The sequence below is a fragment of the Virgibacillus doumboii genome, from assembly GCF_902806455.1.
GTDB classification, from domain to species: Bacteria; Bacillota; Bacilli; order Bacillales; family Amphibacillaceae; genus Lentibacillus; species Lentibacillus doumboii.
Window position 1 is genome coordinate 567486 of the sequence record NZ_CADCWQ010000001.1, and the last position, 24512, is coordinate 591997.

Consider the following 24512-nt stretch of genomic DNA (forward strand, 5'->3'; position numbering starts at 1 on the left):
AAAATTTTTTGTTTGCCTTAGAACCTCATAAACCTCCTTTTTAACAAAATACCTAGCTCTAGGTTTATCAGTCTCACATCCTTTTATCTATACTTACATGCTTTGTTTTTTCTATGTTCTCCAAAGCAGTTTCATAACGCTTAATAGTTATACGCGTAAATAAAATATCTAATAAATGAAGTTGGGCTATACGGGAAGCGCCTGTTCTAAAATTCCCCTTTTCTTCAAAAGTTGTATGAAGATTAACATCCGTTAAATCTGAAATGATATTTTTATTATATTTTGTTAAAGAAATTGTAGTCGCACCTGCGCGTTTTGCCTGCTCTAATGAGTAATAAATATCTTTTGTTCTCCCTAAAAGGCTAATCCCTATGGCTACATCTTCCCCGCTCAGTAATGAAGCTGAGTTAGCTTGCAGATGAGGGTCAACATGGGTGAAACTTAAAAAGCCTATTCTGGATAATCTTATACCAAAATCTTGTGCGACCAGTCCAGAAAAACCAACACCGTATATTTCAATTTTTCTAGCATTACATATAATTTCAGCTGCGTGTTCTACTGACTCTTTATCTATGATTTCATTCGTATCTTTTATTGCTTGTAAATTAGAATGAGATACTTTACCAATAACTTCTTTAATATCATCATTTTTAGAAATTTCTTCAGGTATAAACTGAGTGGGAATAGTTAGATCTTGAGCAAGGGCTAATTTAAATTTTTGAAATCCATCAAAATCTATTGCTTTACAAAATCTTATTATCGTAGCCTCGCTTACATTACATTTTTTCGAGAATTCACCTACAGAAAAATATATGACTTCATTAGGATTATTTAATATTTCGTTAGCGACTTGCTGTTCAGAAGGTCGTAAACTTGAATAAACACCTTTAATTCTTGTTAAACAACCCATTCTTATACTTTCTGCTTTTCTTATTTTTGAACTTTCCATACTTAACATCCTACCTATTTATAATTTCGTTTCCTTCAATAAACATTTTTACTTTATGAAAATTAGGTATTGATTCTATATTACCTTCCATTGTTACAGTTAAAGCCCCCATAGCAGTAGCAAATACTAATGAGTCCTTAAGAGAGAACTTTTTTAATTGAGAAGCCAAAAAACCAGAAGCAAAGGCATCTCCTGCACCAAATGCATCAACTACATTTACTTCAAATCCTGAGACTTCTTCTTTTATATTGTTAGAAAACCCAACTGCACCATCTGAACCTAATTTAATAACCGTTGTTTCAACACCTAATTTTTCAGTTTTTTTAATAATTTCATCAATATTCTCGGTATTAAACAATACCTTACATTCATCAATGCCTGGGAATATAATATCTGCATTTACCATCATATCTAAAATTATCTCAGTAGATTCTTGTTTGTCTTTTAACATTTTCATTCTAATATTTGGATCAAAAGATACTTTAACGTTATTGTCCTTTGCTATTTTAATGGATTTTTCTATAGCTTTTCTACATGTTGGACTTAATAAAGGTGTAATTCCAGTTATATGCAAGATTTTTGCTTGGGAAATAAAGCCTTCGTCAACATTCTCTGGATTAAGAAAGCTTGCTGCTGAACCTTTTCTATAATAAAAATTTTCACACTCCCCATTACTTAACTTTTGTCTAAAAAATAGACCCGTCGGGTGTTCAGCATCAAATTCAACTTGGGATACGTCTACCCCTTCTCCTTTAAATACAGAAAGAATATTATGACCAAATTCATCATCTCCTAGTCGACTTATCCATCCTGCAGTATGTCCTAGCCTTATTAATCCAACTGCAACATTGGTTTCTGCTCCACCAGTATGACGTTCATAATTTTGAATATATCTTAAAGGACCTTTTTTGTTCCCATCAAAAACCGCCATAGTCTCTCCTAACGTGACAACCTCTGGCATTTATATCCCTCCCTTCCAATAGCTATTTAATGAACATCTGTGTAATTATGCTACATACTATATAAATAATCATGTAGCGATATTTCAAGCGGTATAAATACATAATATATAATTCACTTGCATTTTTCAATACCTTTTTGAAAATTTATAAGATTTATTTTACTTTTATTAAATAGGGGTAGCTGTTTTGATGGAACTGATGGTTTTTGGGGGTTGTTACGTAGATTAGAATAACCAGACGAAAAATTATAAAATAATATTTAATTTCTATGCCACCAAATTGATGCAGGCATGGCTAATAACAAAATAACGTTTGAGGAAATTTTCAAATAAATGAGCGCAGAATTCATTACTACATTCATAGGTTGAACATACAAGATCCGCATCAGGAGTATTATCAGGAAGGCTTGGTTGCTATGTGGAATGCATACGAAAATTACCAACCGGATAACGGCCCGCTTTCAACATACTTTAACTACATTATCCGCAATCGCGTGATAGACCTTCCCCGTAAATAAAAGAGAGAGCAAGAACAGGAAGATACTTATTCAAAACTGCTGAAATTGAAGAATGAAATTATTATCACAGTGGACAAAAGTCATACTAGTTCAGAATGGTTGACGAAGAAAAAAAGCTGTGTAATCAGGGGTTTCGGGAAACTTGGGGTTAAACCTAAACGTCATTATTTACAAAAATTAAAAAAGTTCCTATTGTAGAAGTGAGACCCCCCACTGCGTTCTGAATCAATGAAAGTATCACGATGAATATATAGTTCTATATAGATAAGGATTGAATATATACCGTCTGGATAGTATGGTAATAGATATATGTAGTCTATTAATAAGAAGGTGATTGAGATGGGTCGAAGTTCAAGAAAAATGGAAATTCTCAATGCTGCATCAAAGATTGTCAGTGAACAGGGGATATTTAATTTAACGCTGGATGCTGTGGCGAAAGAGGCTGGCCTCAGTAAAGGTGGTTTGCTTTATCATTTCCCATCCAAAGAAGCATTGGTAGAGGGAATGGTAGAACATTTGACAAACAATTATAGGGGGAAAATAGCTCATAACGTAAGCATTGATCCTAACGACAAAGGTAAGTGGACACGTTCGTACGTGGATGTCACATTTAACCAGACCTATCAGAATAAAGACATGAACTCCGGTTTACTGGCAGCTAAGGCAGTTAATGCTACCTTGCTCGATCCAATTCGTCATCTTTATTCTGAATGGCAGGAAGAAATAGAGAACGATGGGTTAGATCCGATAAAAGCAACCATTATTCGGCTGGCGACAGACGGGATGTGGCTGGCGGAACTGTTTGATATTTATCACATTGGGGATGAAAAGAAGGATGCGGTTTATCGAAAACTGATTGATTGGGCTAATACAGAAGACTAAAGGATAAAAAATACCATCGAAGGGGATGGTATTTTTTTACGTTTAAAAGCCCGGTTTTTTTAAAAAATACGCTCGTTTATATGCGTTCATTGATAACGATTTATTACGATTTCTTCAATAAGAGGTTGAATATTAACCGTCTGGATGGTATAGTATCAAATGTAGTTAACCGTCCGGATGGTATAGTAATAATAAGCGACGTTAAATGTTATGAAGGGAGATTAACCAATGAGCCAAAAAGTTATGTTAACAGCAGCTGTTACGGGTGCAGGTGAGACGACTAGTAAAAGCCCCCATGTTCCCGTGACACCTAAGGAGATTGCTGACGCGGCTATTGCATCAGCTAAAGCTGGGGCAACGGTAGCCCATATTCATGCGCGTGATCCGGAAACGGGCAGTGTCAGTCATAATGTCGACCACTATCGTGAAATTGTTGATCGTATCAGAGAATCTGAAACAGATGTGATTATCAATATTACTTCAGGCGGTGGGGGAGATTTCATCCCGAGCTTAAACTCACCGGCAGCAGGAGGAGACGGCACGGATATACAAACTCCGGAAGAACGGCATGAGCCGGTTGGGGAACTGCTTCCTGAGATGTGCACACTTGATTGTGGCAGCACGAATTTCGGCGATATGATTTATATGAGTCCGACTAACTGGCTGAGAGAGCAAGCAAAACTAGTCCAGCAAAGCGGCGTAAAACCTGAATTAGAATGTTTTGATACAGGACATCTCCGTTTTGCTAATCAATTGGTCCAGGAAGGCCTGATCGATGGTGATCCGATGTTTCAGTTTTGCCTGGGCATACCGTGGGGAGCTGCGGCAGATGTTGAGACAATCCTTTATCTAAAAAACCGATTGCCTGAAAATGCACATTGGTCAGCATTTGGCATCGGACGTTTGCAACTTCCAATAGCCGCACAGACAGCCATGCTTGGCGGTAATATCCGTGTGGGGCTGGAAGATAACTTATATTTGAAAAAAGGCGTGCTTGCACGGAATGATCAGCTTGTTGAAAAGGCAGTGAATATGGTGCATGAACATAATATTGACATATTGACGCCGGAAGAAGCACGTAAGCAATATGGCTTGAGAACACCTTAAGGAGGAAACAACAATGCAGCAACATAAACAAGGTAAAATGAAAGTGGCCGTCATCGGCACGGGCGTCATTGGGAATGGCTGGATTACCCGATTTTTGGCACAAGGCTATCATGTGACGGCATTTGACCCGGCAGAAGGTGCTGAAACACGGACACGTCAAAGCATAAGCCGTGCATGGGATTCTGTTGAGAAAATAGGTATTGCAGCGAATGCTTCACTTGAAAATCTAACGTTTGTACCTACAATTGAAGAAGCTGTTAAAGATGCTTATTTGATACAGGAAAATGTCCCTGAACGTGAAGATTTGAAGAAAAGTGTATTGGGACAAATCGATAAGTTTGCTAAACCGGATGCGATTATCGGTTCAAGTACGTCAGGTATTAAGCCTAGTATACTGCAGGAAGACCTGCTGCATCCTGAACGTTTTTTGGTGGCACATCCATTTAATCCGGTTCACATTCTGCCGCTTGTGGAGCTTGTCGGTGGACAATCCACAGAGCAAACTATAATTAGTCAGGCGGCAGCATTTTATAAATCAATACAAATGAAGCCATTGGTTGTACAGCAGGAGATTGAAGGACATATTGCAGATCGTTTAATGGAAGCACTTTGGCGTGAAGCTTTACATTTGGTTAACGATGGCATCGCTACGACTGAAGAAGTAGATGCTGCGATTATTTATGGTGCCGGTTTGCGCTGGGCACAAATGGGGCCTTTTCTGACTTTTCATCTGGCAGGCGGCGAACAAGGAATGCGCCACATGCTGAAACAATTTGGTCCAGCATTGAAACTGCCATGGACGAAGCTGGAAGCACCTGATTTAACGGATGACTTGAAAGAAAAAGTGGTTGAAGGCTGTGAAAATCATGCAGGGGATAAGACTGTTGCCGAACTCGAAGATAAACGGGATGAGTTTTTAGTGAAGCTTCTTGATCTGGTTGAAGAATATTGGCCAGAATCGAAGCAACTTGCAAAAAACTAAAAAGGAGTGTGTGTGAATATGTCCAACCGGTCGTTTCATTATCAGTGTTATGTGCACCGTGACTGGATTGATTATAATGGTCACATGAATGACGCAGCGTATGCAACCGTGTTCAGCTTGGCTGTTGATCACTTGATGGATTATATCGGCCTGAATGCAGAAGCCCGCAGCCATCAAGCATACACGATTTTTACACTGGAAAACCATATTTGTTATTTAAAGGAAGCTCATCAGGATGAGCAACTGACTGTTTCCATGCAACTGCTGGATGCTGATGCTAAACGGCTGCATGTACTTTTTAAGATGAAAAATAACGAAAATCAATTGCTGGCTACAAGTGAACAGATGCTGATGGGCATGGATACAGAAGATGGAAGGCCGGCACCATTTCCGGAAAAGGTTGCATCTCAAGTTGAGGCGATCTGGAATGTGGATAAACATTTGGCACAACCTGAACAAGCGGGCAGAAGGATTGGGATTAAAAAATAACCTTTTGCTTTGCCAGCCGAGGGGATTGTCAGTGGGAAGATTTTTTATCATTGAATGAATTTGAAACGAGCGTGCTTACTAATAAACGATATTAAATATGTTAGGAGAGAGTTAAAATGAAGAAAACATTATTTATTCTAATAACAATTTTATTATCAATTGCCATGTACGGTTGCTCATCCGGCAGTGATTCAGAAGATACTGGCGATAGTGCCAAACCAACATTAAATTTTGGTGTAACAAATTGGACAAGTACCGTTCCGCCAACGAAAATAGCTGCAAAAATTTTAGAAGATATGGGTTATGAAGTAAAAGAAACAAATGCTGATGCTGGAAGCGTTTATACCGGTTTGGCAAATGGGGACCTTGATATATTTATGGATTCGTGGTTTCCGGCACAACGACAGTATATAGAAAAGTATTCTGATTCCATTGAAAGTATCTCGGTCAGTTACGATAATGCCGATTCGGGAATGGTTGTTCCTAAATATATGAAGGACATTAACGACGTGGCCGATTTAAAAGGCAAAGAGGATTTAGTAAATAATGAGATGTTTGCCATTGGTGAAGGTGATCCGGCAATGCAGGATATGAAAAAAGTAATCGATTTTTATAACCTGGACATTGAAATGATTAATTCTTCAGAAGCAGCAATGCTGGCAGCTGCACAATCAAAAATGGATGAGGAAAAACCTGTTTTGTTTTATGGATGGCGCCCGCATTCAATGTTTGATAAATTCGATTTAAAAATACTGTCAAACAAGAAAGTAGCAGAAGAAAAAGGTTTGTTTGATACAAGTTCTGTTAATATAATTGTTAATAAAGGATTGGAAGAAAAAGCGCCAGAGGCATATAAGTTTTTAAGCAACTGGAGTATATCCATTAAAGATATGGAAAAAATGATTGCCAAAATTGACGATGGAAAGAATCCTGATGACGTCGCACAAGCGTGGATTGATAACCATCAGGATAAGATTGAGAAAATGAAAAATGGAAAATAAGGAATAGTTACGTGTTGTTTATTCAAGGACATGACGGTCAGGCGTTTTGCTTGATCGTCAGTTTAATGGAGCGAGTCTAAGACGGAATAACAATCCCCAAATTGAAATGTGTGCGAACGATTAATGAAACAGACAGAGATAAGAAAGGACCATGAAATTATGAAATTAGCTAATGATCCAATTATGTGGAACGAACTCATCGAGGGAACAGCAGTCAATAGCATAGCACAGAATTATCTATTTGCCGCTCCCGATAATGCTCAAGATCCTTCTACTGAATTTGAAGGTACGTTGAATATTGAAGGTACTCACATGGGTATGAGTCCAGAGATGAGTACGAAAATAGTACACGGCAAAGATGTTACCTTTTTTCCAGACGTGTCTTTAGAATTTTTTACTGTAGATGACGAATACCTGGTTCCCGTGACTCAGGATGTCATCCCAAATGGCACGTTGGAGAACACAAGAAGCTACTGGGATATCATTGTTCAGCCGGGGCGCGTTTGGAGTAATGTTGACCAGGATAACGACTGGAATCGTGCGTCATTTCCATTTTCTCTCGTCAATCGCTTAGAAGGAGAAACGCATATGGGAATCGCCATGTTCCTTTATAAAGAAGATAAAGTTTCACATGTTCGATTTCAAATCGTTGCCCAGACAGGCCCCTTCGATGTATCGGGCTACTTCAACGCCTGGGGAGTTACGAAGGCATCATATGAGCCCCACGGAATAGATAATCTGAAGTATCACAAAGATATTTATCGTCGCCATCTCGAAAATCGCTTTCCAACTGCACCAATCGATGAATTAAAACAAAAGGTCGGGGAAAAAACTTTAGCGGCGTTTAATGGGGCAAAAAACACAGAAGAGGAAAAACACGTTCTTCAGACCGCCCTGTTTTACGACGGGGTGCTGTATCGTTCACCTTGCCATTTCGCTGGCGGTCCATTTCCATATAGCGATGAAATTCGTTACGGCGTTTGGTCAGTGACAAAAACAGCGATGATGAACGTTGGAATGTTACGTTTAGCTGAGAAGTATGGGCGTGGATTGCTTGATGAAAAGATCGCCGACTATATCCAAATACCCGAATCGCTAAAAGAGTGGAAGGATGTCACTTATCTGGATATGGCAAACATGGCTTCAGGACGCGGCGCCACCGCTGATGATCCAACATGTTATTTGTGTGATTACCACAGGTGGTATTTAGCACCGTCGAAGAATGAAAAGGTTGCTGAAGCATTAGATTACCCGCTGGTTTGGGAGCCCGGAACGAAATATAATTACCGGGATCAAGACGCATTCCTTCTTGGCGTTGCTTTAGAAAAGTACCTCCAGAGTAAGGAGGGTGAGGAAGCGACTTTGGACAAGATGCTCAAGGAAGAAGTGTATGAACCAATCGGCATTTACTGGGGGCCGGTAAATCATACGATTGAGGAGAACGGATCATCTGGTTGTCCAAGACTGGATTTTGGTTATCACGCCACACTGGATGAATTGACTAAAATCGCTTTGCTCTATGAAAAACATGGCAACTGGAATGACAATCAGATACTGCATCGCGAGTTGGTGGACAGCGTCCTGCCAAAAGAAGAACCACCTGCTTTAGCCGTTCCTAAGGGAGAGAATAATGAATTTGGGCCAAAATATTATGCCATGAATTGGCACATTGAGCCTTATCGCTCCCGAGAAGGACATGAGTTTTATCTGCCGAATATGAAGGGCTATGGTGGTAATCTTGTTACGCTTATGCCAGGGCATGTGGTCGGGTTACGAATGGCAAACGCCCTAACATCTTCGGATTCGGATGAGTTTGATTCTACGGTGCCCCAGGCGAGAGTGGGGGAGGAGCTTATTTGACTGGGTGGAAGCATGGGGACGGTTCGAGGCCACTGAAAAACGCTTCCTAAAAAATGTAAATTGAGAATAAAAAAAGAAAATAGTATAAGAAAAAACCCCCAGGATTTGGTATAATAGAATTGTCTAGAAACTATTACCAAATGGGGGTTTTGTCATGCTTAAAGACAAAGATATGCAATTAAGCATCTATTCATTATTATACTTTAAAATTCCGGAAAATCATATGCTTAAACGAATAAAAGAGGCAGTTGATTTTAGTTTTATTAACACACTTCTTGAAGACACCTACTGCAAGCATTATGGTAGACCTGCCAAAGAACCTGAATTAATGATTAAGCTTTTAACGCTGCAGTATCTCTATGATTTATCAGATGTACGAGTGATTGAGGATGCTTCTTTAAATCTAGCGTACATGTATTTTCTTGATATAAACCCAGAGGATGAATTACCAGATTCAAGCCTCTTGGCCAAATTTAGAGTGAAAAAATTACATGATAATGATATAACGGTAGACGAGCTTAATACCGAGGTTGTAAGGCAATGTGTAGAAAAAGGAATCATTGAAGATCCTGGGGTAAGTGTCGACACTACACACTCAGAAGCTAATACATTTAAAGCAACACCTGAAAGAGTTATGAAGCGCTTGGCAAAAAAGATATTTAAAACGCTGGATGAAGAAGTTGAAGAAATGCCTAGCACAATAAATCAAGAAATTCCAGATTGTAAAGAGATTGATGATCCCAAAGAAGCCAAGGCTACCATGAAAACTTATTTAGAAGAAGTGATGAACCAAGTCGAAGAAAGTGTAGAAATAGAGAATACCACTAAAACAAAACAGGTAATGGAGAATGCCAAGGAAATACTGGAAGACCCTAAATTTATTGAACAAAAAGGGGTTCGTTCCATTGTAGACCAAGACGCTAGAGTAGGACATAAAAGTAGAACCTCCCACTTTTTTGGTTATAAAACGGAATATGCCATCATCACAAAAGACAGAATCATAACTGCAGTTCGAGTAAATAATGGAGCCTATGTGGATGGAACACAGTTCCATGAATTAATGGAATTAACGAAGAAAAGCGGATTGAATATAAAAGAAGTCTATGGGGATAAGGCCTACTTCAAGAAACCAATATTGGATAAAATAAAAGAAATGGGAGCAACACCATACATTCCAGTTAATGCGATGGCTTATAGGATAGATGAGGACTTCTTTAGTTACAACAAAGATTCAGATGAATGGTTTTGTGTTCAAGGTAATAAAACAGAAAGAAAAAGATACGCAAAAAATAAGCGTGGGAGAGAATCGTACAGGTATTACTTTGATAAGGAAAAGTGTAGAAATTGTCCATTAAGGGAAATTTGCGCTGGCAAAGCAGTACGAAGAATTTTAGTGGTAGGGATTAACGCTCCCGAATTTTATACGTATAACCAACACCAAAAAACAGAAGAATTTAAAGAAAAATATAGAGAAAGAGCTTGCCAAGAATGGAAAAATGGTGAGATGAAGAATTTCCACGGATTAGATCGTGCCAGGGGGTACGGTCTAAAAAGCATGACCTTACAGGCAAAACTTACCGCATTCGCGGTAAATTTAAAGAGGATAGCAAGCATACTATCCTCTAAAAAAGGGATAAATCCGGATGGAACTACTCTTTTTTTTAAAATATTTGATGGAAATTATAAATCTGAAAAGTTATGCGCTTAAACCTAAAAATATTGTATAAAAAAGAGTACTTTTTCAGTGGCCTCGAACCGTCCCCATGCTTCCAGCAGCAAAAAACTATCCGAATTTGTCCTTATTAAACTATTTCCATTTGTTGATTAAATCGTCCGCATTCATCATGAGATAGTTGTACGCATAATCAGATACTTGACTGTTTTCTTTCCTCTGTTCTAATAAAGACTTAAAGCTGGTCATGTGTTTAACAGATTTTTCTGATGCGTTTTTTTGTATAAATTTGTTTACTGTGTTTAATTGAGCATTTAATGATTGTGCTACGCCATGGTTTGTGAACTCCCCGTTAGCTTCAAACTGTTTGACTACTTCCTGCAGTTCAGAAACGCTTACTGCTAAAGTTGTTGCATGTGCAGTCAGATTATTACCTTTATTTCCGAAAGCATCAATAGGTTGTACATTAATTTGATAAGCTGTCGCCGGCTGAAGATTGTTGACAGGGAATTCTAATATGTCAGGGACCTCTCCTTTATAGTATTCTGAAAAGGCCTTATACTGATTTGCGATTTTACCGGTTTTCTGATTGATGGCAGTCACTTGATAAGAATGTGTCAATAAATTATCAACTGCCTGCGGGAAAGATAAATCTAAACTGTTCGAATTAAATTCGCTGACGGAAAGAATTGAATCCTTACTGAAATAAGGGCTTTCCTGATCACGATCGTCTGTGTATTTAAAGTCTTCTTTACTTTTTACCGGAGTTTTAATAACCCAGGGATCCTGTACCCATCGTTCACCGGTAAAGTTACGGCGTTTGATAACAACCTCATCATCATAGACTTTCACTAAAAGTCCGTTACTAACCTCTGCTTCGGGAACTTCGCCTTGAAGGTAACCTTTTTCTGTCCACATATAAGCTATAGAACCTGAATTGACAGCGGTGTAGTCTTCTTGATAGATAGATTTTGGATCACTGATAGGATAATGCGTATGCCCGGCTATCAATACTACTTGCGGATATTTTTTGAGTGTTTCCCGCAGCAGCCTTTGGTTATCATTTTCGATATACCAGTCTTCCGTGCCGTATGTTGTATCTTTAATACCATGGTGCAAGAAAACGAAAATTGGTTTATTTGGATCTCTTTGTTCCGATTGCTTTAACTGTTCTCCCAGCCATTGAACCTGCTCTTTGGAATAGAAGTAACCACGCTCTTCGCCCATCATGATAAAGTCATAGCCTTTGATGTTCTTTTGATAGTAAAGAGATTCCATGCTTGTTTCTTCAAAAAATCGTTGTTGTGATTCTTCAGGTGTAAGGCTGTAATTATACTCGTGATTTCCAATACCAATAAGCTGCTCTGCCTGAGGCTGAATATGTTTGTTAAAAATAGATGTCCATATGTCATATTCCTCTTCATATCCATGACTGGTCAGGTCACCAATAAAAACGAATGCATCTTGATTTGGTGCTAGTTGATTCAATTGATTCATAGCATTGTCAAATCTCTCCGGACCGCCCTCAGATCGACCGATTTGTGTATCACTGATTACAGGAAAAACCAGATTTGGTTCTTCCGAAGTGGTATTTGAATCATCCGAATGATCTTCTGCCTGTGTGTTCCAAGCAGGTGCAGTCAGTCCCAGTGAGAAAACCAGAATTGCTGCAACAAGTAATTTTGTAAGTTTCTTCTGAAAAACAGTTGACATGTAAATACCTCCTGAATTTTGGTTTTATGTTACTGTGACTTCGAATAATGTGATCCCTGGAGGGGCTCCTTTCCCTCAAAGTCGAGTTACCACCCCCTTTACTATTCAATCTATTAAACTGTGCTGTACATTTTGTAAACTATTTCAGTCTAAAATACACACTATCCGCTTTTCTGATTCGTCAACACATGCGGGGTTGATGGAAGTTTAATCCCGACTGTATCGCCTTTTTTATAGTTGAATTTTTCATTCATATTAAAATGATCAACGCTTAATTCTTCGTTCCCAATTTGGACAAAAATTCGGATGAAACTTCCGTTATACAGCGTTTTGGTTATGGTTCCCTTAATGGGGCTTGATTCATCAATACGAATCCGCTCCGGCCGGATTAGCAAAGTTAACGATGTTTCTCTCCGATCATTTTGCGGTGTTTTCATCTTGAAATGCATATCGTTTGATTTAAAATAAGAGATCTCATCTCCCGCAGGTTCAATATTTCCTTTTATGATGTTGGATTGACCGACGAAATCAGCTACAAATTCATTGCTCGGCCGATTATAAATAACCTTAGGCACATCCAGCTGCTGGATTTTCCCGCCATTTAAAACGGCAACCCGGTCAGATATACTCAATGCTTCTTCCTGGTCATGGGTTACGAATACGATGGTCAAATTAAGCTCATCTTTCAACCTTCTGATCTCTTCCCGCATTTCCATCCGCAGATTGGCATCCAGATTTGAGAGTGGTTCGTCCAGCAAAAGAACTTTAGGCTGAAGAACCAGACAGCGGGCGATAGCGACTCGTTGCTGCTGTCCACCGCTCAATTCGCTTGGCTTTCTTGATTCATAACCATCCAGTTGAACTTGTGCTAATGCTTTTTTGATTCTGGTGTCGCATTCATTTTTGGGGACTTTCTGTTGTTTCAGACCGTATGCCACATTTTTGTAAACGGACATATGCGGAAAAAGTGCATAGTTTTGAAATACCATTCCCGTCGATCGTTTATTTGGAGGCAGATGGCTGATTGTTTCCTCTTCAAGAATTACGTCATCCGAATCCTGTTCGTGAAAGCCGCCAATAATGCGTAATAACGTTGTTTTCCCGCATCCGCTCGGTCCGATAAAAGAAACCAGCTCTCCTTTTTGAATGTCAATGGATATATCATCAACGGCTTTGACATCATTGAAGTATTTATATAAATTTTTTAATTCTAAAATAGTTGAACTCAAGCAATCTCTTCCTTTCGTACTAAATTTTGACGCCTGTTCGTTTTTCGATAACTTTCAGAAGGCCCAAACATAATAAAACAATCACTATTAATACAAAGGACATTGCTGATGCTGCGCCAATTTGAGCCTGATTGGCGAGATTTAAAATGTATACCGCGGCCAGACTGGTACCGGGTGAAATAAGGAAAATAACCGAACTGATGGAAACCATTGCGGTCATAAAAGCGTAAACGAAACCCGCCATAAATGCCGGCGTCAACAAAGGCAATACAACCTTTACAAATGTTTTGTAAGGCCCTGCTCCAAGGTCATTGGATGCCTCTTCCATCGATGTGTCGATTTGATGCATTTTACTAATTCCCGCTTCCAGTCCAACGCCGATTTTGCGGAATGCCATATTCAAGATAAGCAGCATAACGGTACCAGTCAGGAAGAAAGGTGATCCGTTAAAAATAAGAATGTAACCGATTCCCATCACGGTGCCTGGTACTGCTAAACCGAATAATGTAAGAAATTCAAGTAATTTTTTTCCGGGTATCGGTTTTCTGGCAAAAAGAAACCCTTGGAGGATACCCAATCCCGCAGCCAGAATTGCACCGAAAAAGGAAACAATGATACTGGTATACAGGGAATCCCACCCTGCCTGATGGGAGAAATGCTCCAGTGTAAAGGTATTGTTTATTCCAATAATTTTTACAAATGCGCCAAGCACAACCATTATAAACATTAATAAAATAAAACCGATCACAACTGTTGAAATCGAGACGATGATTGTTTTTAAATAACCTTTTAATGGCGGGGCTGAACCGCCTGACTCGCCATCAATTGTTTCCATGCCTGTCTCTTTCATAAAATACGTTTGGAAAACAAAAATAATCAGACTCGGTATAATTAAAAACACGCCCAAAACGGCTGCCAGTTCAATATTTTGTTGTCCAACAACTAGTAAGTATGCTTCAGATGCAAGGAATGGCAGCCCTCCGCCAATAATCAACGGGTTGGAAAAATCCGCCAGTGCCATAACAAATACAAGCAATGAAGCTTTAATGATTCCCGATTTTGCCAGTGGAAGCGTAATATTAAAGATTGTTTTCCGCTGATTGGCACCTAAATCGTAAGAAGCATGTTCAAGACTGGCATTGGTTGTACGCAATGTACTTTCCACCAGCATATATCCAACTGGAAAGTATCCAATAATCTGTGCGATAACAACACCCCAGAAACCGTAAATGCTGAACTGCCAGCCGAATAGGTCATTAAGATATTGCGTTATTACACCGTTACGCCCGAACAGTATAATCAGCGATAATGAGAAAATAAATGGAGGTGCGACAAGGGGCAGTAAAGCTATACCTTTGTAAGATTTGGCAGCAATGCTTTGTGACCTTGTTACATAAAGTGAGACAATTATACTGAGCACAATAACAGCCATCGTTGTTATAACAGCCGAGTACAAACTGTTGAAAAGTGCTTCAAAGTAATAGGATGATTGAAAAAACTCGCTGTAATAACTAAGGGTGAATTCCCCTGTTCCCAGCCCAAAGCTTTTTAACAACACAGCAAGGACAGGAGCAACAATAAACAGGATGATCGAAATTGCAAGAATGATGGTTGCTATTGCGAATAATGGTTCTGACCAAAACCTTTTCCACTTATGCAGAAAAGGTTTTGGCAGACCAAGGCTTGTGCTGCTTATTTCCAAGTAAGACACCCCTTTTTAAAAATTATCTTTCCAGTGGTTCATAATACGATCCCGATTTTCTGCAGCCCATACGGCATCATAATCGATTAAATGTTTCTCGATATCTTCAACACCGCCTTCAATTCCAGGTTTCGTTACCATTGAGCGGTGTTTTGCTGCTGTTTTCATAAAGTCAGTTGTACCGATATAATCAATGATTTTCTTCACTTTGTCTTTGTTTTTGGCATTTTTAAACATCCATACAACATCCAGGCTGTAGCCAACGCCTTCCTCAGGGATGACTGCTTCGATTGGATAACCTTGCTCAATTCGTTCATAAACCGCCTGATCCCATGTGATACCGATTGCATATTCTCCCTGGGAAACCATTTGTGCTGGTGCGGACCCTGACTTTGTATATTGGCCAACGTTTTTATCCAGCTTTTCAAGGTATTCCCATCCTTCTTCTTCACCCATTATTTGCAGAATGGTGGAGGTGAACAGATAGGCTGTGCCTGAAGTTCCCGGGTCCGGCAGTACGATTTCACCTTTATACTGCGGGTCTAATAAATCTTCCCATGATTGTGGTACATCCAAGCCTTTTTCTTTAATGATTTCTTTATTTACTGCCAGCATGTTAAACCAGTAAGACCAGCCGTACCATTTACCATCGGGATCTTTAAATTTATCCGGAATATCTTTCCAAGTAGGTGATTTGTATGAGGCGAGGTAGTCATTTTTCTTTGCTTTAATGGCAAAACTATGTAACATACCCCATTGCATGTCCGCACCAAAGTCAGGTGCTTCTGATTTCATCCGGCTCCACGCTTCACCACTTGATAACCGTAACACCTCAGCTTCAATTCCGGTTTCTTCTTCCATTCCTTTTACAAAAGCCTGCATTTCCTCCGAGTCATTGTGGGTATAGATGCTGACTGGTTCATCATTGCTTCCGCTGCTGCTCTCGCCATCGGCATTGCAACCGGCTGCGATTAGTGCAAAAGCCATTATAATTGTCAATGAAATAATTTTTTTCATTGTTTTAACAGTCTCCTTTCATTAGTCGATACAAATAAATTCCGGCGTATAATCCTCGATGACATGATCGGCATTAATTAAATGGGTTTGATCTTTTTCTCCAACACCTATGCTTGCAAGGGTTTTGCTGTATTTTCCCAGAAGCATGTCCCCGTTGGAATCACCAATAATTAACGTTTTTTCGGGATTAAGTGATAGTTGGTCCAACGCCATATGTGCCATTTCCGGAAAAGGTTTGCCATACGTTACAAGATCACGCCCAATAACGGATGTAAAATATTGATCAATTCCCAGGATTTCTAAATGGTTTTTAGCAGTTTGATAGTTATCGGATGTGACAACCCCCATTTTAACCGACTGTTCGCTAGCCTTTTGAAGAAAGGTGTGCAAACCTTTAATTGGTTTTAGCGACAGTTCGTCACCAAGGCTGCTTTCCAAATCGCAGTAAGTTTCATTAACGGTTTGAAAAGCCTGGTTCCATGGGATGTTGTGCTGGTAAAGATCCAGTGAAAGAATCGTCAGGATATCCTGCATGGATCCAATTGCAAGCGGCCCCCCCGGGTCCCATGTAGATGATTTATAGGAAAAACCGAGCGAATTAGCAAACGTTTGTTTTTGACAAATGTTATCCACTTTGTATGAGATGCTGTCAATCAACTGCTCTGTCCAATTTAACCAAAGGGAGCCGAATTCCAACAACGTCCCATCTTTGTCAAAAAGGATTCCTTCTATGTCGTATTCCTGATGATTTATTCGGATTCTGCTCATTTGGCACCTCCTTTCAAGCTGCCAGCCGATTGACAAGGCAGTGAGTTCAATTAACACACATAAACACTTGTGCACTTTTGTGTCTTTGTATGTGTTTGATTGTCATTTACTAGTTTTACAATTATTTTAATTGATGTCAACCGCATTCGTATTAAAATTTGCATGAAAAATGATTAAATCCCTGTAATGACAAGGGGATTGCCATATTATTATTTTTCCGATTTCATGAAAAAAAGCTCAGGTTCCTTATATTGAACCGTGAGCTTTTGGGCATACGTATACGGTATGTTTCACATTGTGTTGAATGATACGGCAATTGCCTGAACCATCTTTGTGGCGGTGTTAAACACCCGGGAATGTTAGGAATAAATGATTTCAATTCCGTTTTGCTGATACTTCTCAACGATATTTTCACTGATCATACCATCGGTTACAATCCGATTTATCTGGTTATAGTCACATACTTTTACAAGAGAAATCACATCAAATTTACTGCTATCAGCCAGGACAACACAATCCTGCGCAACTTCGAGCATTTTTTTCTTTACTTGCACTTCACCAATCCCGTAATCAGTCAACCCCTTCATAAGGGAAATACCACTAATACTCATAAAAAACGTATCAATATGAAAGTTTGACACAAATTCTTCCGCGAAATCCCCAATGGAACATAATTCCTGATTCCTGATAATTCCGCCGGCAAAGAGAATGGTATAATCCTTCATTTCAGAGAGTTCGTGCGCAATCATCATGGAGTTGGTCAGTACCGTCAACCGCTTGAATTTGGATTTCAGCGCTTTTGCAAACTCGGTATTAGTGGTGCTGACATCAATGGCTATGGATTGTCCCTCCGTCACATAGCGGGTTGCCGTTTGGGCAAGCTCTTTTTTCTCATTTTCATTTTTGGTTTTTCTGACTGTAAAGGTTAACTCCCGGCTGTCCACTTCATCAAGAACAGCCCCGCCATGTACACGTTTCAAATATCCTCCCTTTTCCAAGCTTTCCAAATCCCGCCGGATAGTTTCAAAGGAAACATCAAATGTGTCAATTAAATGAGAGACTTTGACCGACTTATCCTTTTTAAGCAGATTTATAATTTTATCACGCCGCTCTCTTGCAAACAATACAGGAACCTCCCGCCACAGTGTTGTATTATCAATTACATTATTACCATCATATAAAACTAATTACACTCAAGTACAACTTTGGTGAATATTATAGCACTTTTGGGTGGTGGCTGTCATCTTTTTTTCTGGGTGGGTTGAGCGCCTGTCAATTACCGGTTTTTGTCTCATTATGTCGAATGCGTTTATCGAATATGATTATTATTGTGTGGAAGGTTGCTATTTAATGAACTGCATAAGGAAGGTGTTTCTGTCAATACTGTGAAAAGTTGGGGAAGGGAAGTAAGCTGAATTAAATAAAGGATCTCAAAAGTGGATGATTTTAAAGGAGAATACTCAAATGTTTATGATACTATAGTACTATGAAATAAAATTAGGAGAAGGTGAACGTTACCATGCAAGACATGATATTTGATATTTCGCCTGAAAAATACAACACTCTAAGTGAGTCAGAACGATATTTATTAAAGTATATATATGATCATTTAAATGAAATATCCAAAATGTCTATTGTAAACCTAAGTGATAGGGCAAATGTTTCAACAGCTACTATAGTTCGCTTGATGAAAAAGATTGGTTATGATGGTTATACCTCTTTCAAATATAGTATTCGGGAAAAATTATCTGATCCTGAAGATCATACGGAATTAGAGGATATTGATCGAAAAATTAAACAAGCAATTATAAAAAATGAACATGAGGTGGTTAAAACCATACAAATGCAATCGATTGGTATGATTGAAGATGCAATCCAAAAAATTCGTGATGCAGAAAAAATATATATTTTTGCACGTGGTTTTTCTGAAATGATAGCATCTGAGATGACTACTAAACTTCAATTATTAGAAAAAAGTTGTGAGATGCACAATGACCCAAATATCATTCGATTGAAATCCAAAAAATTAAAGGAGAAGGAATTAGGCATTTTTGTATCTTTAAGTGGGGAAACAAAGGAACTCGTGGAGGCTTGTAAGAATTTACGCATCAATAATATTGGTACCATAACACTTACAGCTAAAATGGATTCTAGTCTTGCTAATATGTCAGAAATAACTTTTTTGGGTTATAAAGATTCCCATTCCTATTTCCCGGATTACGAAGTTCGCTCCAGGCTTCCTTTACAGGTAATTTCAAGAATCTTATTAGATGCTTATGTTATCCGTACACAATAAAAATCAATCGACAAAATAGTAAGGGATTTATCACTCCATTTTTTAAGTGATAAATCCCTTATGCTTTTTTAGATAGGTATTCTTAAATAAGACCTTTACATATTTTGAAAACCTTTACATGGAATTATGTGAGATAATGAGATTAAGATAAAAGGAGGTAGTTGGATGATATACACTTGTACATTAAATCCAGCAATTGATTTATTTGTTGCAACTAAAGATTTTCAACCAGATAAAGTGAATCGAACCTTTGATGAAGACTACCAGGCGAATGGAAAAGGCATTAATGTTTCCATCATACTGAAAAAGTTGGGTGTGGATAGTACTGCTCTTGGGTTTATAGCTGGATTTACTGGTACCTATATTAACGATGAACTAAAGAAATTAGACATAGAAACTGAATTTGTAGAAATAGATGGAATTACTAGAGTAAATATATTTGTTCATAATATTGATCAAGAATATAAAATAGTTAATAGAGGACCTAAGGTGGAAAAAAAGAGCATTCTTCAAATGTTACAAAAAATAAAGGAATTACCTGATCAATCGATGTTATTTGTATCGGGGAGTTTACCGCAGGGAGTCGACGAATCAATATATGAAGAAATCTCTAAAATTTCACAGCAAAAAGATATAGATTTGGTTTTGGATATTAGTTCAAATAAACTCTTAAACTGCTTGCCTTATCATCCATACCTGATTAAGCCAAATAAGGAGGAGCTTGCTCAGTTTTATAATAAGGAAGAATTATCGGACGATGAGGTAGTTGAATTAGGGTATGATTTACTGAATAAAGGTGCACGACGAGTATTAGTTAGCTTGGGAGAAGAAGGGGCTATTTATATTGATGAAAGTCATCTATTAAAAGTATCTTCCGTAAAAGGAAATGTTGTTAATTCTGCCTGTGCAGGAGATACGATGCTAGCCATGTTCATACAAAAGGTACAAGCAGGTTTTACAATTGAGAAAGCTTTAATCTATGCGTCAGCAGCAGGAGCTTCTACAGCATTTTCTAAGGGTCTTAGTGACCTAAGTGATATTGATGAGTTAGTTAATAAAATTCATATAGATAACTTAAAAGGAGGAATTGAAAATGGGTCAAATTAAGATTGTAGGAGCCACAGGTTGTCCAACAGGAATAGCCCATACTTTTATGGCTGAAGAGGCTTTAAGGAAAGCTGCCGAAAAATTAGGAGTAGATATTAAAGTCGAGACGCATGGTCAAGTGGGTGTTGAAAACCAGTTGACAAAAGAAGACATTCAAAAAGCAGATGGTGTCATTATCGCAGCTGATAAAGATGTTAATGCTGGCAGGTTTGCGGGTAAGCCTACGGTGGATGTTTCTGTAGGACAAGGAATAAAAGATGCTGAAAAGTTAATCCAGCAAATAATTGATGGTAAAGCACTTCCATATAAAGGTAGTGGTAACAGTAATACAAGTTCTGAAAACAGTGAGGAAGAGTCATCTGGAGGAGGTTCTAAAGTCGGACGTGCAATTTATAAACACTTAATGAATGGTGTTTCACACATGCTGCCTTTTGTTGTTGGTGGGGGTGTTCTAATTGCACTTTCATTCCTATTTGGTATTCATTCAGCAAACCCTGATCATGAGTCCTATAATGAATTTGCTGCTTTTCTAAATAAAACAGGAAGTGTCGCCTTTGGACTAATGGTACCTATTTTAGCGGCATTTATTGCCCAATCTATTGCTCAAAGACCAGGATTAGTTGCCGGGTTTGTCGGGGGTGTGATTGCCAACGATGGTGGAGCTGGATTTTTAGGCGGAATTTTAGCCGGTTTCATTGCTGGTTATATTATTGTATTACTCATAAAGTTATTTAAAGGTTTACCTCAATCATTAGAAGGATTAAAAGCAATTTTCCTGTATCCTCTATTTGGAATCTTTTTAACTGGAGCTGTTATGTATATCGCTGTTGAACCAATGACAGCTATCAATGAAGGCATGATGTCATTCTTATCTAACTTCCAAAACTCGAATCCTATTCTTTTAGGATTAATTGTAGGGTGTATGAGTGCTTTTGACATGGGAGGCCCCGTTAATAAGGCAGCTTATTTAACAGGTACTGCATTATTATCTGATGGTAATTTTTATTTCATGGCAGGTGTCTCAGCAGCTTGTATTGCACCACCATTAATCACTGCTTTTGCAACCGTATTCTTTAGAAAGTATTTTAATGAGCAAGAAAAAAATGCGGGTATTTTAAACTTTATTTTAGGGTCGACTCATATCACGGAAGGTGCCATACCATTTGCAGCTAAGAACCCTATTGTTGTGATTCCGATCTTAATGATTGGTTCATCTATTTCTGCAATCTTGACTTATATGTTTAATGTACAAGTACCGGCACCACATGGAGGATTTTTAGTATTACCAGTTGTTACTAATGCGATTCTTTGGGTTGTTGCAATATTAATTGGTTCTCTTGTTGCGGCATTCATATATGGATCCTACATGAAACGTTCTTATCTAAAAAATGAAAAGAGGGTTGACGATGCAGCATAATCAAGTAATAACAAAAGATTTAATTGAATACAAAACAGAATTAAGTTCAAAAGAAGAAATTTTTGAAAAGATTGCATCCCTTGCTATAGAGCAAGGGATTGCAAATGATAAAGAAGCTATAATAAAAGGACTATTTAAGCGTGAAGAGGAGAGTACCACGGGTTTCTTTGATGGGTTTGCAATTCCGCATACGAAACAGTCCTCTATAACTGAGGCTGGAATTGTGATTTTAGTAAATGATAAGGGGATTGAGTGGGACTCTATGGACGGACAACCAGCTCACTTTTTCATTTCTTTACTCATACCTGATCAAGAAGCTGGTTCAACACATTTGAAAATGTTATCCACTATCTCAAAAATGCTTATGGATGAAGACGTCCGAATGGAACTGTCAAATGCGAAAAGTTCTGGGGCAATCTATGACATTATAAATAACTTCTTGAATGAAAATATGGATTAGCTTGAGTACAGGCTTCTTCTTTAAGAACGGAGGAAATTGTGTATGAGTATAATTGCCATTGATTTGGACGGCACATTAATTAATAGTAACCATAAAGTCAGTGAAGAGAATATAGCAGCAATTAAACAAGCACAAAAGTTAGGACATGAAGTAGTGATTGCAACAGGTCGAGCACATTTTGATGTGCAAAAGATTTTAAGTGGAATAGGATTATCTTTATATACGATTGGGGCAAATGGTGCTACCATACATTCTCCATCTGGAACTAATATTCTTTCTGTTACTATGCCAGAACAACAAACAAGAAGTATTATTGAATGGTTGGATCAAGAAGAATTTTATTATGAACTTTTTTGTGAAAGCGGGATATATACGCCCAAGGAAGGTAAGGAAATTCTTCAGGCAGAATTGAATGCATTAGAAGAAAAAAGTTCATCATCTGAGCTAGATAACATGAAATTGGCATATGAAAAACAAATAGGTCAATATGGTTTTGTTTTTATGGAAAGCTATGAGAAAGTATTCGAGGACAGACAGAAGGTTCATAATATATTGGCCTTTTCATTTAATGACAAGAAGCGAAAAAAAGGGCAGGATAAATTTGCGGAATCAAAAAATTTAACCCTTGTTTCCTCGTCAAAATATAATTTTGAACTAGAGCATTTCAATGCTTCAAAAGGGAAAGCACTACGTTACTTGGCTAAGGTTTTAAATATGAATATGGATCATTCGATGGCAATTGGTGACAGCGAAAATGACATTTCGATGTTTAAAGTGGTCTCGAATAGTTTTGCTATGGAGAACGCCGATAGGAATGTTCAGAGTCATGCAAGATATTTAGCTCCCAGTCAAGATGATCATGGGGTAGCGAAAGCAATCGGACAATTTTTAGATTAGAAGTATGTCAGTTTATAGATGTTAGGTAAAGAGAGTGGTTAGGAGGATTTAAAGAGTGAAATTAACTCCCGGTAAAAAAAGAGGGTTAGAAGCGATATCCAATCAAAATAATGTGGTCTTGGCAACTGCTATGGATCAAAGAGGTTCTCTAGGAAAAATGATTAGATCATATAATGAAACGATATCTTATGAAGAAGGTCTAACCAGATTCAAAGAAGGGGTTAGCGAGATTCTGGGTAATCAATCTTCTTCCCTATTATTAGATCCAGAATATGGGTGGCAAGGTGCAGAAAAACTAGAAGAATCAATTGGCCTCATTATGGCGTATGAGAAAACAGGTTATGACGCATCAGAAAAAGGTCGGCTTCCCAATTTGGTAGATTTTTATGCTGTGCAGGATCTCGTGAAGCGTGGAACAGATGCAATTAAATTATTGATTTATTATGATACAGATGAAGAAGAAAAATATAATGATATCAAGAAAGCATTTATTAAGCGTGTAGGGGATGAATGTAAACAAAATGATGTACTGTTTATTCTGGAGCCCGTATCCTACAGTGCAGTTAACCTGGATTCAAAAGGTGAGGAATTTGCAAAAAGAAAGCCTCAGATCGTTGAATATTTTATGGAGGAATTTTCAAAAGAAGAATACAGTATTGACCTATTGAAAGTTGAGGTCCCTGTACAAATTTTTAATATAGAAGGTAATGAACAATATGATAATTATACCCCTATTTTTACACAAGAAGAGGCACGGGAATACTACAGAAGATGCTCTAAAAAAAGTAAGCTTCCATTCATTTATTTAAGCGGTGGAGTAACTAATGAACAGTTTATTGATACACTACATTTTGCAAAAGATTCCGGTTCCAGATTTAATGGTTGCCTCTGCGGAAGAGCAATATGGAAAGATGGCGTTCAAGCTTTTGCTAAGGATGGCAAAGATGACTATTATAAATGGTTAAAATCGACAGGCTTAAGGAACTTAGAGAAGGTTACGAAAGCCATTGAGGAGACGGCGACTCCATGGGATGAAATAGTGGAATAAGAAAAGATTCACCACGAACTTATCCTTTTGGTTTTGGGTGTGTGCCACTTCCAAATTTTTGTTTAGCGAATTATAACGAATAAAATATTAACTAAAGCTACTGGTTTTGATAACTGGTGGCTTTTTTGATGGTTTTGGGTAGTGATAAATTTAAACAGTTTTGTCAATATAGTTTTCTCTTATTCTATTTTGTTATTTGACATGATCAGGCGTTTTTGATTACTACAACATAGCAAACTAGCGCAATAGCTATTTAAAGGTGACACCTTTCGGGTTTTCTGGAATTTTGGTTCCTGGTGTACAGGCTGGTGTAAAAAACTTGGAAAATAGTCTCGCAATTCTATTTCTGAGTTATCTCATAAATACTAGTTTTATGTTACGATATAGTATAATGTGTAATAAAATTAATAAATTTCAAACACAACTAGTAAGGTATA

22 protein-coding genes are annotated in these 24512 nt (G+C 38.1%); 14 read left to right on the forward strand and 8 right to left on the reverse strand.

Features of this window, described 5'->3' with window-relative positions:
* Positions 1-73: 73 nt before the first annotated feature.
* Positions 74-949 carry a MurR/RpiR family transcriptional regulator gene (locus G6R02_RS02680; protein ID WP_164667717.1) on the reverse strand — a complete coding sequence of 292 codons (876 nt, stop codon included), beginning with the start codon at positions 947-949 and terminating at the stop codon, positions 74-76.
* Positions 950-959: 10 nt separating this feature from the next.
* On the reverse strand, positions 960-1910 hold the full coding sequence (locus tag G6R02_RS02685; protein WP_164667718.1) for a sugar kinase: 951 nt from the start codon (positions 1908-1910) through the stop codon (positions 960-962).
* A 365-nt stretch (positions 1911-2275) separates the two neighbouring features.
* Here G6R02_RS02685 and G6R02_RS02690 point away from each other — a divergent pair, with 365 nt between their 5' ends.
* The 8 genes from G6R02_RS02690 to G6R02_RS02725 all read left to right on the forward strand — a co-directional run bounded on the left by G6R02_RS02690 (position 2276) and on the right by G6R02_RS02725 (position 10457).
* Positions 2276-2428, forward strand: coding sequence for a sigma factor (locus G6R02_RS02690; RefSeq protein WP_343032895.1), 153 nt, complete (start codon positions 2276-2278; stop codon positions 2426-2428).
* A 339-nt stretch (positions 2429-2767) separates the two neighbouring features.
* On the forward strand, positions 2768-3310 hold the full coding sequence (locus G6R02_RS02695) for a TetR/AcrR family transcriptional regulator (RefSeq protein ID WP_164667719.1): 543 nt from the start codon (positions 2768-2770) through the stop codon (positions 3308-3310).
* A gap of 228 nt (positions 3311-3538) precedes the next feature.
* The gene (locus tag G6R02_RS02700; protein WP_164667720.1) at positions 3539-4417 is read left to right on the forward strand and encodes a beta-keto acid cleavage family enzyme; all 879 of its coding nucleotides are present in this window, start codon (positions 3539-3541) and stop codon (positions 4415-4417) included.
* A gap of 13 nt (positions 4418-4430) precedes the next feature.
* On the forward strand, positions 4431-5399 hold the full coding sequence (locus G6R02_RS02705) for a 3-hydroxyacyl-CoA dehydrogenase NAD-binding domain-containing protein (protein ID WP_164667721.1): 969 nt from the start codon (positions 4431-4433) through the stop codon (positions 5397-5399).
* Positions 5400-5417: 18 nt separating this feature from the next.
* Positions 5418-5888 carry a thioesterase family protein gene (locus G6R02_RS02710; RefSeq protein ID WP_164667722.1) on the forward strand — a complete coding sequence of 157 codons (471 nt, stop codon included), beginning with the start codon at positions 5418-5420 and terminating at the stop codon, positions 5886-5888.
* Positions 5889-6004: 116 nt separating this feature from the next.
* Positions 6005-6889, forward strand: a complete 885-nt coding sequence (locus tag G6R02_RS02715) for a glycine betaine ABC transporter substrate-binding protein (protein ID WP_164667723.1) — start codon at positions 6005-6007, stop codon at positions 6887-6889.
* 159 nt (positions 6890-7048) lie between these two features.
* Positions 7049-8749, forward strand: coding sequence for a serine hydrolase domain-containing protein (locus tag G6R02_RS02720; RefSeq protein ID WP_164667724.1), 1701 nt, complete (start codon positions 7049-7051; stop codon positions 8747-8749).
* 154 nt (positions 8750-8903) lie between these two features.
* Positions 8904-10457, forward strand: coding sequence for an IS1182 family transposase (locus G6R02_RS02725; RefSeq protein ID WP_425509014.1), 1554 nt, complete (start codon positions 8904-8906; stop codon positions 10455-10457).
* A gap of 99 nt (positions 10458-10556) precedes the next feature.
* Here the strand turns inward: G6R02_RS02725 and G6R02_RS02730 are convergent, their stop codons facing one another.
* The 6 genes from G6R02_RS02730 to G6R02_RS02755 all read right to left on the reverse strand — a co-directional run bounded on the left by G6R02_RS02730 (position 10557) and on the right by G6R02_RS02755 (position 17974).
* On the reverse strand, positions 10557-12134 hold the full coding sequence (locus G6R02_RS02730; protein WP_164667725.1) for a metallophosphoesterase family protein: 1578 nt from the start codon (positions 12132-12134) through the stop codon (positions 10557-10559).
* Between the two features lie 161 nt (positions 12135-12295).
* On the reverse strand, positions 12296-13363 hold the full coding sequence (locus G6R02_RS02735; protein ID WP_164667726.1) for an ABC transporter ATP-binding protein: 1068 nt from the start codon (positions 13361-13363) through the stop codon (positions 12296-12298).
* A gap of 19 nt (positions 13364-13382) precedes the next feature.
* Positions 13383-15065 carry an ABC transporter permease gene (locus G6R02_RS02740; protein ID WP_246202501.1) on the reverse strand — a complete coding sequence of 561 codons (1683 nt, stop codon included), beginning with the start codon at positions 15063-15065 and terminating at the stop codon, positions 13383-13385.
* A 15-nt stretch (positions 15066-15080) separates the two neighbouring features.
* The gene (locus G6R02_RS02745; protein WP_164667727.1) at positions 15081-16082 is read right to left on the reverse strand and encodes an ABC transporter substrate-binding protein; all 1002 of its coding nucleotides are present in this window, start codon (positions 16080-16082) and stop codon (positions 15081-15083) included.
* 21 nt (positions 16083-16103) lie between these two features.
* On the reverse strand, positions 16104-16850 hold the full coding sequence (locus tag G6R02_RS02750; protein ID WP_164667728.1) for an HAD family hydrolase: 747 nt from the start codon (positions 16848-16850) through the stop codon (positions 16104-16106).
* A gap of 359 nt (positions 16851-17209) precedes the next feature.
* On the reverse strand, positions 17210-17974 hold the full coding sequence (locus tag G6R02_RS02755; protein ID WP_164667729.1) for a DeoR/GlpR family DNA-binding transcription regulator: 765 nt from the start codon (positions 17972-17974) through the stop codon (positions 17210-17212).
* A gap of 395 nt (positions 17975-18369) precedes the next feature.
* Between G6R02_RS02755 and G6R02_RS02760 the strand changes: the two genes are divergently transcribed.
* The 6 genes from G6R02_RS02760 (at position 18370) to G6R02_RS02785 (ending at position 24075) form a co-directional block, all read left to right on the forward strand.
* Positions 18370-19146 carry a MurR/RpiR family transcriptional regulator gene (locus G6R02_RS02760; RefSeq protein ID WP_164667730.1) on the forward strand — a complete coding sequence of 259 codons (777 nt, stop codon included), beginning with the start codon at positions 18370-18372 and terminating at the stop codon, positions 19144-19146.
* Between the two features lie 165 nt (positions 19147-19311).
* On the forward strand, positions 19312-20253 hold the full coding sequence (gene pfkB, locus G6R02_RS02765) for a 1-phosphofructokinase (RefSeq protein WP_164667731.1): 942 nt from the start codon (positions 19312-19314) through the stop codon (positions 20251-20253).
* A complete protein-coding gene (locus G6R02_RS02770; protein ID WP_164667732.1) occupies positions 20240-21670 on the forward strand; it encodes a PTS fructose transporter subunit IIC in 1431 nt (476 codons plus the stop codon). The genes pfkB and G6R02_RS02770 overlap by 14 nt, the downstream gene beginning before the upstream one ends.
* Complete coding sequence (locus G6R02_RS02775) at positions 21660-22130, forward strand: PTS sugar transporter subunit IIA (RefSeq protein ID WP_164667733.1); 471 nt, start codon at positions 21660-21662, stop codon at positions 22128-22130. Before G6R02_RS02770 ends, G6R02_RS02775 begins: the two co-directional genes overlap by 11 nt.
* Before the next feature lie 42 nt (positions 22131-22172).
* A complete protein-coding gene (locus tag G6R02_RS02780) occupies positions 22173-23027 on the forward strand; it encodes a Cof-type HAD-IIB family hydrolase (protein WP_164667734.1) in 855 nt (284 codons plus the stop codon).
* Between the two features lie 55 nt (positions 23028-23082).
* Positions 23083-24075: a tagatose 1,6-diphosphate aldolase gene (locus G6R02_RS02785; protein WP_164667735.1), complete on the forward strand. Its 993-nt coding sequence runs from the start codon at positions 23083-23085 to the stop codon at positions 24073-24075.
* Positions 24076-24512: the final 437 nt, after the last annotated feature.